This window comes from Chloroflexota bacterium, assembly GCA_020161265.1.
Taxonomy (GTDB): Bacteria; Chloroflexota; Chloroflexia; order Chloroflexales; family Herpetosiphonaceae; genus Herpetosiphon.
Genome location: JAIUOC010000003.1, coordinates 292,635 through 307,449, shown reverse-complemented (window position 1 = coordinate 307,449; position 14,815 = coordinate 292,635). Strand labels below are relative to the sequence as shown.

Genomic DNA, 14,815 nt, shown 5'->3' with positions numbered 1-14,815 from the left:
GTGAGTTCGAATGAATGATTTAACATTTATCACGCCGGAGATTAACTGGACAGTCTTAGGCATGCCAGCATTCCTGATGATTTGGGCGATGTTGGTATTGATTGTCGATATGTTCACCTCGGATCGGCGGGTTTTGCTCACGTTGAGCCTGATTGGGCTTGGCGTGACGGCGGCGCTCGGTGCGCTGGATTATGGCTCAACTATCTCGGGCTTCTCAGACATGTTGGTGTTTGACAAGTTTGGGGTATTGGTAAATTGGATTTTGCTGGCGGGCACAGCCTTGACCTTGCTGATTGCCTTTGATTACATGCCACGCCAAAATCTCAGCCAAGGCGAATTTTATCCCTTGGTGTTATTTGCAACCTCGGGGATGTTGTTCTTGGTTCAATCAACCGACCTTGTAACAATCTTCATTGGGGTTGAAACGCTCTCGATTGCGCTGTATGTGCTAACCGGCTTTGCCGTGCCGCAGTTCAAATCGGGCGAAGCAGCGATTAAATATCTGTTGCTTGGTGGTTTTGCGGCTGGCTTTTTGGTCTATGGCATTGCCTTGATTTATGGCATGACCGGCAAAACCAACTTAGCCCAAATTGCCAACGAATTGAGCACTTGGCAAAGCACAGGCAAAGCAATTGATGATCCAATTTTGTTGGCTGGGGTTGGCTTTGTATTGATTGCCTTGGGCTTCAAGGTTTCAATGTTCCCCTTCCACGCTTGGACACCTGACGTTTATGAAGGTGCGCCTACACCAGTCACCGCGTACATGTCGGTTGCGACTAAGGGTGCGGCGTTTGCAGCCATGTTGCGTTTCTTGAATGTAGCATTTCCTGCGCTCAAGCCTGAGTGGCAATTGCTGTTTGGTTTATTTGCCGCTGCAACCATGGCCTATGGCAATATCGTGGCGGTTGCCCAAAGCAACCTCAAGCGCATGCTGGCTTATTCGTCGATTGCTCACGCTGGCTATATGTTGCTGGGCGTGTTGGCAGCCAGCGAAAAAGGCATTAGCGCCTTCACGGTTTACCTGTTGGCTTACACCTTGACCAATCTTGGCGCGTTTGCTGTGCTAATCGCTTTAGAAAATCGCGGCATGCCCGTGTTTGAATTGAGCGATTTACGCGGTTTGGGCAAGCGTAGCCCATTGTTGGCGCTAGCGATGACCGTGTTTATGTTCTCGTTGGCGGGCGTGCCACCAACAGCCGGCTTTGCCAGCAAGTTTGGCATTTTCCGCGCCGCTTGGGATGCCAACCTCGATTATCTGGCGATTATCGGGGTGGTTACCAGTGTGATTTCGGCATTCTTCTACTTGCGGGTGATTGTGACGATGTGGATGCGCGATGCCGAAGCCACTGAGCCACAACCAACCTATGCCACGGCCTCGCTCTCGTTGGGCGTGATCGTCGCCGTAATTGGGATTATTGCTGTGGGAATTTTGCCGAATATCTTCACCGATTTGGCCAAAGCGCTGGTGCTGACCGTCGCTCCCTAAATTAATTTCTAGGTTGTTGAAACTCCTCCATGAGCCTACAGGTTTATGGGGGAGTTTTTTAAGGGCAAAAGGCAGAAGGCAAAAATCAAAATAGGGGTCAGGGGAATTGGCTCTAGGCTATTGGGAGAATCTAAACAATCTGTGGCTCAAAATAAATCTTTGTACTCCTGCATAGATCAATGCTTTAGCGTAGAGGCGCTGGTTGCAGGGAAATTCAAAGTCAGCCAGCCCTCTGCTAGACCTGATCACTGGATAGCAGGTTCTGCTCTCTATACCAATTGACTAAACAGGATCATTCTCCCATGGCCAGGGCGTAGCCATCAAGTGCTCCGCAAAGGGCGATATAGGAATCGTGACCACCACCAGCGGGCCTTCAATCGCCTCATAGACCATAGTCGTCCCATACCAGCGCAAATCTAATAAGACCTGATATAGCACAAAGCCCCAGGCCAGATCCGCCACGGGAACCGCCCAATACTGCTGCGTCTCATCCCAAAAGCCCTTGCGCAATAAGACACCTTTGATAAACGAGCACCGTGCGCTAATCGCCACTGGATCACCACGCCCGCCTTTCGGAAACATCGCATACGTAAGTCCGCCATCATCGCCATACCACATCGCAATATGCGCTGCTAGATCGGCGGAACACCAAGCCCACTCTCGTTGGACAAGCGGCATCTGACAGCCGACCTGCTGGTGAAGTGCCGTCAATGCCTGAATAAACACGGTTCCCATCCGCGCCATTTCAGTTGGCCAGAGCATATCAACGGCATCGCCGTAGTCGCCATCGGTGCAGGGTGGGCGACCAGATAGCATTCCTAACACTGTATACTGAAGCGACAAGGGAGCATTTATCATCGAAACTATCACACTTCTCCGATTCAATGGCATACTTGCACGGTATGACCATGGCCTAAGGCAAAAACTTCCATGCAGGTGAGCCATGGCGCTCGGTGGGTGCAAGCGACCGTGCGATTGGTCCCATCAATCGCACCATCCCCTCCAGCACTCGGGCAGTCGCCAAGTTTCCACAATCTACCGCCCGAAACCCTAATTGCTGAATTAAACCACTTATCCGCTGTTTGGCCGCTGCCTGATCCCCCGATACAAACACATCGTGCTGCGGCTCGTGTGATCCGTCAAGTGTCGCCGCAAAGGTTGTTTTCCACGCACCAACAAGCTGCGCCGTGGCAGGAAGCTGATCTGCTAAACGTTCGGCGGCGGAGCGGTCGGCAATTTCATCGCCCCATGGCGTACTAATATCCACCACCAATTTGCCGTTCAAGGCAGTTCCGATTGTTGGGAGCAAGGTAAAAGCATCAGAAAAGCCCAGCGCGAGAATCAGGATCGAAGTTGATTGGATCGTCGTCGCATAGTCACCAGGCTGAATCACTCCCCCACCAGCAACGGCAAGCGCGGTAGCCCGTTCCGCTGCCCGCGCAGCATCACGCGAGCCGAGCAAAACTGGATAGCCTGCGCGACTGAAGGCCCGCGCCAAACTGCCCCCCATCTCACCCGTGCCAAGAATCCCAATTGATTCAGTCATGAACATCCTCCATACCACATCAGCGTCGAAGCAGCATCGCCATGACTCTGTGCTTCGTCATCGGCAAATTGCCATTGGCGTTCGATATCATAGGCTTTATCTTTCGCCCACGCAAATGCAACCGCGCCATGAGAGGGAAAGCACAGGCTACTGACTATTGGCTATTGGATTTACAGCATTGGAATACCAAGAAATGTCGATAGTCCATAGCCTATAGCCTCATTTCGCGTTCTTCATGCCCTTGGCGGTTTAATATTCATCATTCATATTTTCCCTCTGCGCCTCTGCGTTACAGCTGCATTCCAATTTCCTGTTGCTACTTTTTGATTTTTGCCTTCTGCCTTTTGATTTTAATAAAAACTTGGGCTTGACTCTATAGCATAGTATAGGGTTTATGCTAAGCAGCAGAAAGGAATTGAGCGATGCAAATTGGTCAAGTAGCTCGCCGTTGTGGCGTGAGTGTGCAAACGGTGCGCTTATATGAACGAATGGGCTTGATCGAAACCGCCCAACGCCGTGAATCAGGCTATCGCGATTATTCAAACACGGTAGTTGCGCGAATTTTAGCAATCAAGCAAGGTCAAGCATTGGGCTTTAGCTTGCGCGAAATGGGCATGTTTCTACAACTCAGCCCGCAAAATACCGAGCAAGCCTTGATTCAGCAATTTGTTGATCAAAAAGTCCAGCAGATTGACCAAACGGTTCAACAGTTTCAGCGTTTGCGCCAAGCCTTGCATGAATTTGCCGCTCGTTCCGCTGATGATCCGCGTGAATGCCCCGTTATTCACGCTTTGGCCGAGATGGCCTGTACACAAGGAGTTTCTGATGCTTAGAACAATTCGTAGTTTACGCTGGTTTGGTTGGTATGCGGTGAGCACTGGGCTTTTGGCGGCACTCGCGCCAAATCTACTCTTGAGTGTATTTGGTATGCCAGCAACGACTGAGGTTTGGCCACGCGTGGCAGGTATGTTGGTGGGCTTTATTGGGGTTTTGCACATGAATGTTAGCCCAATCGATCTGCGCCGCTATGCCATGACCACGGTGATTTTGCGGCTGAGCGTGCCGTTGATCTTTGGTTGGTGGGTAATTACTGGCGCAGGGCCATGGCAATTGCTCTTTTTTGCTGGCGCTGATGTGGTTGGCGCAGTCGCGACGCTTTGGGGTTTGCGGGCCGATCAACAAACGGGCAATCCACGCCAAACTAGCGCGATTGCCCGCTAGCAATATCAATCGCGAATGTGGCCAGCGCCACGGACTACCCATTTGTACGAGGTCAATTCGCGCAAAGCCATTGGGCCACGTGCATGCAATTTTTGGGTGCTGATTGCAATTTCAGCACCCAAGCCCATTTGCGAGCCATCGGTGAAACGGGTTGAGGAATTGGCATACACCACCGCTGAATCAACCTCGTTCAAAAAACGCTCAATCGCCGCCGGATCTTGCGATAAAATCGTGTCGGAATGATCAGTGCCATAGTGATCAATATGCTCAATGGCCTGATCAAGTCCATCGACCACGCGTACTGCCAAAATTAATGCCGAGAACTCTTGACCAAAATCATCGGGCTGGGCCGCAACTAAGTTCCAATCGGCGCTACCAGCCTCGCGTAAGATCGCCAACGACTCAGGATCACAACGCAATTCAACCTTTTGCTCTTGCAAAGCTGCACCAAGCCGTGGCAACACTTTGGCCGCAGCGCTACGCTCAATCAACACGGTTTCGAGCGAGTTGCAGACGCTTGGGCGTTGCACTTTGGCATTAACAATAATTGGCACAACTTGCTCAAGTGGCGCAGTATGATCAATATAGGCGTGGCAAACCCCGATTCCGCCCGTAATCACTGGAATTGTGGCAGTTTTACGACAAAAATCGTGCAAGCCCGAACCACCGCGTGGAATAATCATATCCACATAGCGATCCAAGGTTAGCAAGCCGCGCACCAATTCACGATCAGGATTATCGATCAGTTGCAAGGCATCAGCAGGTAGATCGACCCGTTCTAAAGCGCGACGTAAAGCTTGCACTAACGCTCCAGCTGAACGGGTAATTTCCTTGCCACCGCGTAAAATCACTGCACTCCCCGCCTTGATACACAATGCCGCCACATCAGCAGTAACATTTGGTCGCGCCTCGTAGATCACGCCAACCACGCCCAGCGGCACGCGGCGCTTCTCGATCCGCAAGCCATTTGGCAGTACACCTTGCTCAAACACCTCACCAACCGGATCAGGCAAGACCGCCACGGTGCGCACATCGTTGGCAATTGCTTCAAGTCGCTGCTCGTTGAGTAATAAACGATCGAGCAAGGCCGGAGTTAAGCCAGCCTCGCGCCCAAGCCGCATATCAGCCTCGTTGGCCGAAAGAATCGATTCGCGATCAAGGCTTAGTTCTTCGGCCATGGCCTCGACAGCGGCATTCCGTTGAGCTGTGGTTGTACGGGCCAATATGCGTGCTGCCAGCTTTGCTCGCTGACCCATTGCCTCAAGCATTGGATACTCCTCATGCTAGCCGTCATAACTCGCCAAGCGGGGCGGCTGGATGATCCTCACCTTCCAGATCGCCTTCGAGTTGCCAACGAACGGCGGCATGTAAATGCACAGCGTCGTTGTAGCCGCCCAAAAACCAGCGCACCTGCCCACCTCGCTGATGCTGATACCAATGGGTCAAGGATGTATTGGTTACTTCGAGATCAACATTTGGTTGTTCGCTACGAGTATGCGGCCAAAAATAGCTTAATGACGATTCTATCACCCAACCGTGGCAGACAATCACAATCGTGGCTTCGGGATTGGCGTTTAGCACTCGTTCAAAATTGCTGTGCGTGCGTTGACAAAAGGTTTGCCAAGTCTCGCCACCAGGCGATAAAGGCTTGCGCAGGTCGAAATCAAACTTGCCATAACGCGCATTATACTCTTTCCAACTCAGGCCATCAGCCTCGCCCACGTTGAACTCGCAAAAACTTTCATCGTAGAGCAAAGGCTGAGCAAATGCTGGCGCAATAATTTCAGCAGTTTGCATTGCGCGTGGCATCGTACTACAAATAAACAGATCGGGCACAATCTCGCGAGTTGCCATCAGCCGATCACGCAATGATTCGGCTTGTTGTATGCCCAAAGCGGTTAAGCCACGATCGCCCTTGATCCCACCAATAATCGGCTCGACATTCACCACAGCCTGCCCATGGCGAATCAAATAGAGTTTAGCCATAACACCCCTTTATGAAAGGATGAAGGATGAGGGATAAAGGATGAAATATTCCCTCAACCATTCACACGTTTTCAGCATCCCAAAATAATAATTCAACCTCATAGAATTATGAAGGATCATTTCGTGGCTCTTCCTTCATAATTCATCCCTCATCCTTCATCCTTAACAAAGGCTACCATATCATCGCGGTGAATGACTTCAGCGCCGTAGGAGTAGCCGAGAATACTTTCGATGTCGCTGGTACGCGAGCCTTTGATTTGGGCGACTTCGTGAGCAGCATATTGGCATAAGCCACAGGCGATCGTTTGGCCGTCGGGTGCAACAATCGCTACGGTTTGGCCGCGTCGCCATTCACCTTCAACGGACACAATTCCAGCAGGTAAAAGGCTACGGCCTTGATGGGTTAGGGCTTGCACTGCACCAGCATCAACTGCAATATGGGCTTGGCGCACTCGTTCAGCCATAATCCAACGTTTGCGGCTTTCCAAGCGGGTGCTGACTGGCCGAAAGCGGGTGCCCACACTCTCGCCAGCAACCAGGCGCACTAGCACATTCGGCTCGTTGCCAGCAGCAATCACCATGGTTGTGCCAGCGCGGGTCGCCAATTCGGCAGCCTGAATTTTGGTGAACATTCCGCCAGTGCCACGATGCGAACCGGCCGCTCCTGCCAAAGCATAAACCTGTTCATTGACTGCTGCAACATCGTCGATGAGGGTTGCTTCCGGGTTATGGCGCGGGTCGGCGCTATACAAGCCAGCAATATCGCTCAAAATAACCAACAACTGGGCATCAACCAAATTCGCAACCAAGGCTGAAAGTGTGTCGTTATCGCCGACGCGAATTTCATCAATCGCCACTGCATCGTTTTCATTGATAATTGGTAATACGCCAATTTCTAAGCAGGTTAATAAGGTGGCCCGCGCATTCAGATAGCGCACTCGATCACGCAGGTCGGCGCGGGTCAGCAGCGTTTGAGCCACCGGCACATCGTAAATTTCAAATAATTGGCCATAAATATGCATCAAACGGCCCTGCCCAACTGCCGCCAAAGCCTGTTTATGGGTCAACTCACGCCGCCGTTTGGGAAAGCCCAGTCGCTCCCAACCAGCCAGAACTGCGCCTGAAGAAACCAAGACAACTTCGTGGCCAGCCTCACGTAATTGGGCCATCTGACGAGCTAAATCGACCATGCGCGGGCGACGTAAACGGTCGGTTCCATCGGTCAAAACGCTCGTGCCAAGTTTAACTACAATTCGCATATGCAGATCTCTATTCATCAAGATTATTACAAATAGCTATTTTAACCCAGAGGCGCTAAATTGATTTTGACCAAACCATAAAAGCTGCATGTTGAAACCAAGAAGAACACGAAGCGCACGAAGAATGAAACCGCAAAGCGATTGAGCCACGAATTACACGAATTACACGAAGGGCTGTTTTAAGCCACAGATTAGCATAGATTTTGATGATTATCTTGCTATCCCCAAACTACTAGCTGCATACCCCAGCATTTATAACCGATCCCCAACCCCCGACAACCGATCCCCAATCGCTATGTGCTACAAAAAGGCCGTGGAGCAAACATACCCCACGGCCCACCAACGATTATCGGTTATACCAAATGCTATTTTTTACCAACCGCTTGCGCGTGGGTATGCTTGACCGCCAAAATCGCCTCAAGTTCGGCTTCTTTGCCCGGCAAGCCGTGGCATGCTTTGAACTTCTTGCCGCTATCGCATGGACAAGGATCATTGCGTCCGATTTTGATCACGATTCGGCGGGCTGGTGCAGCTTGGCCTGCGGCATTGCTGACCCGACGTGCCGCCCCACCAACGCCACGCTTGGCAGGCTTGGGCGCTTCTTCGGTGGCGTTTTCTGAGCCACCAGCGGTTTGAGCCATGGCCAAACGGGCTTCCATTTCAAGCTCAACTTGGCGCAAACGCACTTGCCAGTTGGCTGCATCGGTAAAGAAGTTGTAGACGATTCGGTTTTGGATGTTGCCTTTGAGTTCGTCGAACATCTTAAAGGCTTCGCGCTTGAAGGCTACCAATGGATCTTGTTGGGCAATTGCGACATTGCCGATGCCTTGGCGCAATTCATCAACCGCCGTCAGATAATCGATCCATTCGCGGTCGATTGCCCCGAGCATTTCTTGGCGCTCGAAGTGGGCAAAGAAGGCTTCTGGGCCACTGACCCCAGGAATTGGCTGGACTCCACGTTGCAATAAGGTCGTGTATTGAGTTGCCAACTCTTCACCGAGCCGATTGTAGGCTTCTTCAACCACTTCGGTAGCGATTTCGCCAATTTCATCGGCTTGTTTGCCTTTGAAGCGGGCTGCCAATTCAGTTTCTTGGGCTTTGAGTTGGGGCACAATCGAATATAACTGACGCAAGAAGCCTTCGAGATCAGGCTTGTCTAGCTCACGATTATCAAGAAATTCTTCGACATGGATGTCGATTTCGTCAACGACCATCTCAAGAATGCGGTCGCCCATATCTTCACCGCCGAGAATGGCATGGCGGTCGGCGTAAATCACTTCGCGCTGCTTGTTAACCACGTCGTCGTATTCGACCACATGCTTCCGCACATCGAAGTTATAGCCTTCGACCCGGGTTTGGGCACTTTCGATCGCTTTATCGAGCAAGCCCGATTCGAGTGGCAATTCTTCATCGCCATCAGACATACGCTCCATCAAGCGCTTGATCGTATCGATCCGTCCGAAGCGTGTCATCAACTCATCTTCAAGCGAAATGAAGAAGCGCGATGAACCAGGGTCGCCTTGACGGCCAGCCCGACCACGGAGTTGGTTATCGATCCGGCGAGCTTCGTGGCGCTCAGTGCCGATGATGTGTAAGCCACCAGCTTCCATCACAGCTTTACGTTCGGCCTCGACATCGGCTTTCGCTTGGGCTTGGGCTTGGGCCAGTTGCTCAGGCGTTGCATCGGCAATGGTAGTGCCGAGGGCTTTGAGATGTTCCTCAATTAAGCCATCGGGGTTGCCACCAAGCAAAATGTCGGTTCCCCGACCAGCCATGTTGGTTGCAATCGTGATTGCGCCAGTACGGCCAGCTTGGGCCACGATATACGCTTCACGTTCGTGTTGCTTAGCATTCAAGAGATAGTGTTCAAGCCCCTCTTGCTTCAGCAAATTGCTGACAATTTCCGAGCTTTCGACCGAGGTTGTACCGACCAAGACTGGGCGGCCAACTTCGTGCATCTCTTTGATTTCACGCAACACGGCGTTATATTTGGCTTTTTGCGAAGCATAAATATGGTCGCGATAATCTTCGCGCACGACTTGGCGGTTGGTTGGGATAATCACGACTTCCAAATTGTAGATTTTGCTAAATTCTTCAGCTTCGGTGATTGCTGTACCAGTCATACCACCAAGTTTGTTGTACATTCGGAAGTAATTTTGGAAGGTAATCGTGGCCAAGGTGACGTTTTCGCGTCGCACTTCGACCGATTCTTTAGCTTCAACCGCTTGGTGCAAGCCATCCGACCAACGCCGACCTGGCATCGTCCGACCTGTAAATTCATCGACGATCACAACTTCGCCATTTTGCACCACATAATCAACATCACGATGGAAAACATATTCGGCCTTGAGGGCGTTTTCCAAATAGTGAGTTAATTCGAAGTTCTTGGCATCGTACATATTTTCGCCATCAGGCAAATTGAGCCGCTTTTCCATCACCTCTAAGCCCGATTCGGTCAAGGTAATTGAGCGCGATTTTTCGTCGATCCAGTAATCGCCATCAAAATCATCTTTCAAACCCTTACGCACTTCATCGGGCGAAATGCTGGAGCGCTTGAGGCCACGCACCAATGAAGAAAAACGGCGATAGTTATCGCTGGATTCTTGGGCTGGGCCAGAGATAATCAAGGGAGTACGGGCTTCGTCGATCAAAATATTATCTACTTCGTCAACAATCGCATAGTGCAATTCGCGCTGCACACATTGATCTTTGTGCTGCACCATGTTATCGCGTAGATAATCGAAGCCATATTCGTTATTCGTCCCGTAGGTCATATCGGCCATGTAAGCTTCGCGGCGCGAGCAAGGCCGCCAGTGCACCAAACGGCTATCATCTTGTTTAGCGTTGGGGTCGATATAATTGGGATCGTAAATCGCTGAATAATCGTGGGCGATATAGCCCGTGCTCATGCCAAGGCTATGGAAGATTGGCCCCATCCAGCCACCACCAACTTTGGCGAGGTAGTCGTTGACGGTAATCAAGTGTGCGCCACGACCAGGAATAGCATTGAGGAACAAAGGCAAGGAAGCCACCAAGGTCTTCCCTTCGCCGGTCTTCATTTCGGCGATGCGGCCTTCGTGCAGCACAATCCCGCCGATCATCTGGACATCGTAATGACGTTGACCGATCACGCGGCTTGAGGCTTCGCGCACCAAAGCAAAGGCTTCGGGCAATAATTCATCAAGCGCTGCATCTTCGATCACCCGTAATTCTTTTTGATAGTCTTTTTCGACGGTGGAATCGTGGCGATTTTCGTCGGCGTAGCGGTCGTCGAGCGCTTCACGATCCGCTTTGGTTAGCTCTGCGAACCGTGTGCGTAATTCAGCCGTTTTTTCACGGAGTTGTTCATCGCTAAGAGCCTTGATTGTCGGCTCAAGGGCATTAATTTCATCTAAGGTTGGCTGCATTTTCTTCACAACCTTAGCGTTGGGGTCGCCCAGTAGTTTCCCAAGCCATTTAAACATGTGGTACCTCGTGGTGTCTGAATATCGGCAGCACGGCTGCATCGCTAGATTATACCACGCAGCTTTAGGGCTTTGAATGCCTTAAAAGCTGCTTAAACGAAATGTTAACGCACCGCCAATAGTCGTGGAGCTTCGCGTTTGAGCAGCCGTTGAAACTTGCCAATAAAGCGCCCAAGCTGTGGATCGCTGCGTTCTAACGGCAGTTGATCCAGCGCAAACCAGCGAATTTGGCTAAATTCAGCTTGATCGTAGGCCAATGGTTGTTGCGAATCAGCTTGCACCACATACCACAGCGAAACGTCAATATGGCCCGCCGTTAGCCCAACTGTTTCGGTTACGGTGATGAAGCAGGGATCTTGCCAATAAAACTCAGCTTGAATGCCCAATTCTTCTTCAATCTCACGAATCACGGTGATTGCAGGATGTTCATCTGGCTCAACATGGCCACCACACGGCAACCACAATTGAGCATTGCGATGATCGACCAATAAAATCTGGGCTGTCGCCGGATCATAGACCACAATGTAGGAAACTAAATGCATTGGCGGGGTTGCTGGCTTGGCCGTGCGAAATAAGGGTGCATCGCTATCGATCCATGCCAAGGTTTCGTTGCAATCGGCCTGCTCGCGTAAATCCAAGGGGGCAATTTGAGTTACCAAGCTACGAATCATCGAACGCATAACTTCCTCCAACTATCAATTCTCGGTTTGATCCACAAAGGGTACAAAGGACACGAAGAACGGAAATCACGAAGGACGCGAAGATGTGATGAAAGGCTATAGGCGATTGGCTATCGGGAATTACTGACATACTACAAAACCTTCCGATAGCCCAAAGCCATCAGCCTTTATCCTCTGCGCCTCTGTGTCAAAAATAATGATCTCCAATCTTTAGGTTCTTCATCCCTCATCCCTCATCCTTCATCCCTTCAAAGCTTCGATACTGCCAACCAGCAAGGGCACGCTATCATTAATAAAGTGTTCGAGGTTTTGGCAACGGTCGCTATACAGCCAGCGGGCGGCCAAGGCATAGACCGACCAACTCAGCATGGTTGCTAATAATTGGCGTTGCATGGATGGGACGTTGCGCAGCGGCCCATAATGATCAAGCCAAGTTTGAATATGCTGCTCAAGCATGCGTTTGATCTGATTTTCGGCCAACGAATCGAAAAAGCGATGATATTGATTACATTGACCATGGATCATCGCCCAATGGTCGGCGATCGCCCACAGCAAGGCTTGCATATAACGGGTTGGCGTATCAGGATAATGCTGCATGCGCCGATCAAGATACAGCATAAAGCCATCACGAATCAGTTCATCGACCAAAGCATATTTATCGCTGAAATGGGCATAGAACGTTGCGCGATTGATCGTCGCCGCTTCGGCAATCTCATTAACTGTGACTTCCTCAAAGGTACGGGTGCGCAAGAGCTGAATCAAGGCATCAAGAATTAATTTACGGGTGCGCTTGGTGCGCGGATCAATTTTAACTGCGTTTCCCAACATTTTAGCTCCTTTGTTGCCTAAACAACAAATTTTGGTTTTTGCTGGTTGACACTATACCATGGCTTCTTTATGCTATTCAACAGATGTCAATTAAACAACGAGTGTTGTTTAGATCTAAACATTCATTAGCGAGGTTTTCAATCATGGCAAATACCCAAGGTTTGGTAGCGATCACAGGTGCGGCTGGGCAATTAGGGCGGTTGGTTTTGCAGCAAGTGCTCGAAAAAGTTGCAGCAAATCAAGTTGTGGCAATCACCCGTGATCCCGCCAAATTGGCCGATGTCGCAGCCCAAGGGGTTAAAGTTGTCGCTGGCGATTTCAGCGATCCCGCTGGTCTGACGGCTGCTTTGGCTGGAGTCGAGCGCGTCTTGATGATCAGTATCGATGTAATTGGTGGCGAACGGGTGCGCTTGCAAACTGATGCGGTCAAAGCAATCGCTGCGGCTGGCGTGAAACATCTGGTTTATACCTCGGCAATCAATCCCGCCGAAGCCCCAATGGAGTTCGTTCGTGAACACGCTGCGACCGAACAAGCAATTGTGGCGAGCGGCTTGAGCTATAGTTTCTTGCGCAACAACTTCTATTTTGAAACGATTACCGATAAAATCAAAGGCGCTTTAGCTGGTGGCGTAATCGCTGCCGCTGCTGGCGATGCCGCTGCTGGCTTAGTTGCCCGCGCCGATTGTGCCGCTGCCGCCGCTGCCGCCTTGGTCAGCGATAACACCGCCTCGGAAGTTTATAACATCACTGGCCCTGTGAGCCTGACCCACAAAGCAATCGCTGAAACTGTGGCCGAATTTGCAGGCCGCGAAGTCGCCTACTATCCAATTGATGCTGCTAGCGCTCAACAACAACTTGAGCAATTTGGTCTACCCGCCCAAATCGCTGGTTTCGTCGTTGCGATCGACCACGATTTGATCGGCTCAGGCGCGTTGGATCTTGTGACCAACGACGTTGAGCGCTTGACTGGCAAGCCAGCTCAATCATTGGCCGAGTATCTCAATGCCAATCGTGCATTGTTTAGCTAGTTTCCCTCACCCCAACCCCGCTTCCACGCAATGTGGGAGCGGGGCTTTTTGTTTTGTAGCTGGGCGAGGTAATTAACTATTTGCTGGTCGTAGGATTATGAATTGGCAAGCCAACCACATTGCCCCATTCAGTCCACGAGCCGTCGTAATTGCGCACATTTTTGTAGCCCAGCAATTCGTGCAGCACAAACCAGGTTAATGATGAGCGTTCACCAATCCGGCAATACACCACCGTATCGCTTTCGGGCGTAACCCCAACATCGCCATACAATTGGCGAATCTCATCGGCGCTTTTGAACGTGCCATCATCGTTAACGGCTTTGGCCCAAGGCACATTAACCGCACCTGGAATATGGCCACCGCGCACAGCACCTTCTTGGGGATATTCGGGCATATGCAATTTTTTGCCAGTATATTCATCGGGCGAGCGTACATCGACCAAGCTATGGCCAGCTGGCAATTCAATTGCGGTTTGACGCGGATTTGGCCGCCCAATATGGGCCAAAACATCATCGCGGAAGGCGCGAATTTCGGGCTTTGGCTCGCCCACGACATAGCTGGTTGGTTCGAAGCTTGGCACAACGCGGGTCAATTCACGGCCTTCGTCGATCCATTTTTTGCGGCCACCATTCATAATTTTGAGCTTTTCGTGACCAAGCAATTGGAAAACCCAATAGGCATAGCAAGCCCACCAATTATTTTTATCGCCATAAAATACGATCGTCGTGTCGTTGCTAATACCAAAGCGGCTCAGCAACGCAGCAAAATCGTCGCCATCAATATAATCGCGAATCTGGAGATCGTTTAAATCATCTTGCCAATTGATTTTGACTGCATTAGCGATATGACCCATTTCATACAATAAAATATCTTCATCCGACTCAACCAAGCGCACATTAGGATCATTCAAATGTTCGGCAACCCAATCCGTGCTCACCAAGACCTCAGGATTCACATAATCGCTCATCGATTGCTCCTTTATCAAGATTAATAGTTAAGCTTCAAGCAAAATTTGATCGCCTTCAATTTTAAGGCTATAGACCTTCAATGGTTCGGTCGCTGGCAACGAGCGCGGGCGACCACTAGCTAAATCAAAACGTGCGCCATGCAACGGACATTCGATTGTACAATCATCAACATCCAACTCGCCCTCATGCAATTCGGCATAGGCATGGGTGCAAATGTTGCTGGTGGCGAAATACTGCGTGCCACAGCGAAAAATCCCAACTTGTTCGCCAGCAAAGTCAATTTGAATCGCTGGCGTGTCGGCCAAATCTTGCAGCGTTGCAACAATTTGAAAGCTCATCATTATTCCTT

Annotated in this window: 14 protein-coding genes; 4 read left to right on the top strand and 10 right to left on the bottom strand. The window is 50.7% G+C overall.

Features of this window, described 5'->3' with window-relative positions; all coding sequences use genetic code 11:
* The first annotated feature begins 10 nt into the window (after positions 1 to 10).
* Positions 11 to 1,486, top strand: a complete 1,476-nt coding sequence (locus LCH85_08640) for an NADH-quinone oxidoreductase subunit N (GenBank protein MCA0352051.1) — start codon at positions 11 to 13, stop codon at positions 1,484 to 1,486.
* Positions 1,487 to 1,768: 282 nt separating this feature from the next.
* Here the strand turns inward: LCH85_08640 and LCH85_08635 are convergent, their stop codons facing one another.
* Together LCH85_08635 and LCH85_08630 are read right to left on the bottom strand one after the other, a co-directional pair.
* The gene (locus LCH85_08635; GenBank protein MCA0352050.1) at positions 1,769 to 2,302 is read right to left on the bottom strand and encodes a hypothetical protein; all 534 of its coding nucleotides are present in this window, start codon (positions 2,300 to 2,302) and stop codon (positions 1,769 to 1,771) included.
* 97 nt (positions 2,303 to 2,399) lie between these two features.
* The gene (locus LCH85_08630; protein MCA0352049.1) at positions 2,400 to 3,032 is read right to left on the bottom strand and encodes an NAD(P)-binding domain-containing protein; all 633 of its coding nucleotides are present in this window, start codon (positions 3,030 to 3,032) and stop codon (positions 2,400 to 2,402) included.
* 422 nt (positions 3,033 to 3,454) lie between these two features.
* Between LCH85_08630 and LCH85_08625 the strand changes: the two genes are divergently transcribed.
* Complete coding sequence (locus tag LCH85_08625) at positions 3,455 to 3,865, top strand: heavy metal-responsive transcriptional regulator (GenBank protein ID MCA0352048.1); 411 nt, start codon at positions 3,455 to 3,457, stop codon at positions 3,863 to 3,865.
* Positions 3,858 to 4,253, top strand: coding sequence for a hypothetical protein (locus LCH85_08620; protein ID MCA0352047.1), 396 nt, complete (start codon positions 3,858 to 3,860; stop codon positions 4,251 to 4,253). The genes LCH85_08625 and LCH85_08620 overlap by 8 nt, the downstream gene beginning before the upstream one ends.
* 5 nt (positions 4,254 to 4,258) lie before the next feature.
* On the opposite strand, the gene LCH85_08615 is transcribed toward LCH85_08620, so the two are convergent.
* The 6 genes from LCH85_08615 to LCH85_08590 form a co-directional block, all read right to left on the bottom strand.
* On the bottom strand, positions 4,259 to 5,521 hold the full coding sequence (locus tag LCH85_08615; GenBank protein ID MCA0352046.1) for a glutamate-5-semialdehyde dehydrogenase: 1,263 nt from the start codon (positions 5,519 to 5,521) through the stop codon (positions 4,259 to 4,261).
* A 22-nt stretch (positions 5,522 to 5,543) separates the two neighbouring features.
* Entirely contained in the window at positions 5,544 to 6,239 is a 696-nt protein-coding gene (locus tag LCH85_08610; protein MCA0352045.1) for a histidine phosphatase family protein, read from the bottom strand.
* A gap of 149 nt (positions 6,240 to 6,388) precedes the next feature.
* Positions 6,389 to 7,498 (bottom strand): glutamate 5-kinase, encoded by a 1,110-nt coding sequence (gene proB, locus LCH85_08605; protein MCA0352044.1) that lies wholly within the window; start codon positions 7,496 to 7,498, stop codon positions 6,389 to 6,391.
* 365 nt (positions 7,499 to 7,863) lie between these two features.
* A complete protein-coding gene (gene secA, locus LCH85_08600) occupies positions 7,864 to 10,962 on the bottom strand; it encodes a preprotein translocase subunit SecA (GenBank protein MCA0352043.1) in 3,099 nt (1,032 codons plus the stop codon).
* A gap of 104 nt (positions 10,963 to 11,066) precedes the next feature.
* Positions 11,067 to 11,642 carry an NUDIX domain-containing protein gene (locus LCH85_08595; protein MCA0352042.1) on the bottom strand — a complete coding sequence of 192 codons (576 nt, stop codon included), beginning with the start codon at positions 11,640 to 11,642 and terminating at the stop codon, positions 11,067 to 11,069.
* Between the two features lie 240 nt (positions 11,643 to 11,882).
* Positions 11,883 to 12,470: a TetR/AcrR family transcriptional regulator gene (locus LCH85_08590; protein MCA0352041.1), complete on the bottom strand. Its 588-nt coding sequence runs from the start codon at positions 12,468 to 12,470 to the stop codon at positions 11,883 to 11,885.
* 143 nt (positions 12,471 to 12,613) lie between these two features.
* On the opposite strand from LCH85_08590, the gene LCH85_08585 reads away from it, so the two are divergent.
* Positions 12,614 to 13,498: an NmrA family NAD(P)-binding protein gene (locus LCH85_08585; GenBank protein ID MCA0352040.1), complete on the top strand. Its 885-nt coding sequence runs from the start codon at positions 12,614 to 12,616 to the stop codon at positions 13,496 to 13,498.
* 76 nt (positions 13,499 to 13,574) lie between these two features.
* Here the strand turns inward: LCH85_08585 and LCH85_08580 are convergent, their stop codons facing one another.
* A complete protein-coding gene (locus tag LCH85_08580; protein MCA0352039.1) occupies positions 13,575 to 14,465 on the bottom strand; it encodes a sulfurtransferase in 891 nt (296 codons plus the stop codon).
* A gap of 27 nt (positions 14,466 to 14,492) precedes the next feature.
* The gene (locus tag LCH85_08575) at positions 14,493 to 14,804 is read right to left on the bottom strand and encodes a non-heme iron oxygenase ferredoxin subunit (GenBank protein MCA0352038.1); all 312 of its coding nucleotides are present in this window, start codon (positions 14,802 to 14,804) and stop codon (positions 14,493 to 14,495) included.
* Between the last annotated feature and the right edge of the window lie 11 nt (positions 14,805 to 14,815).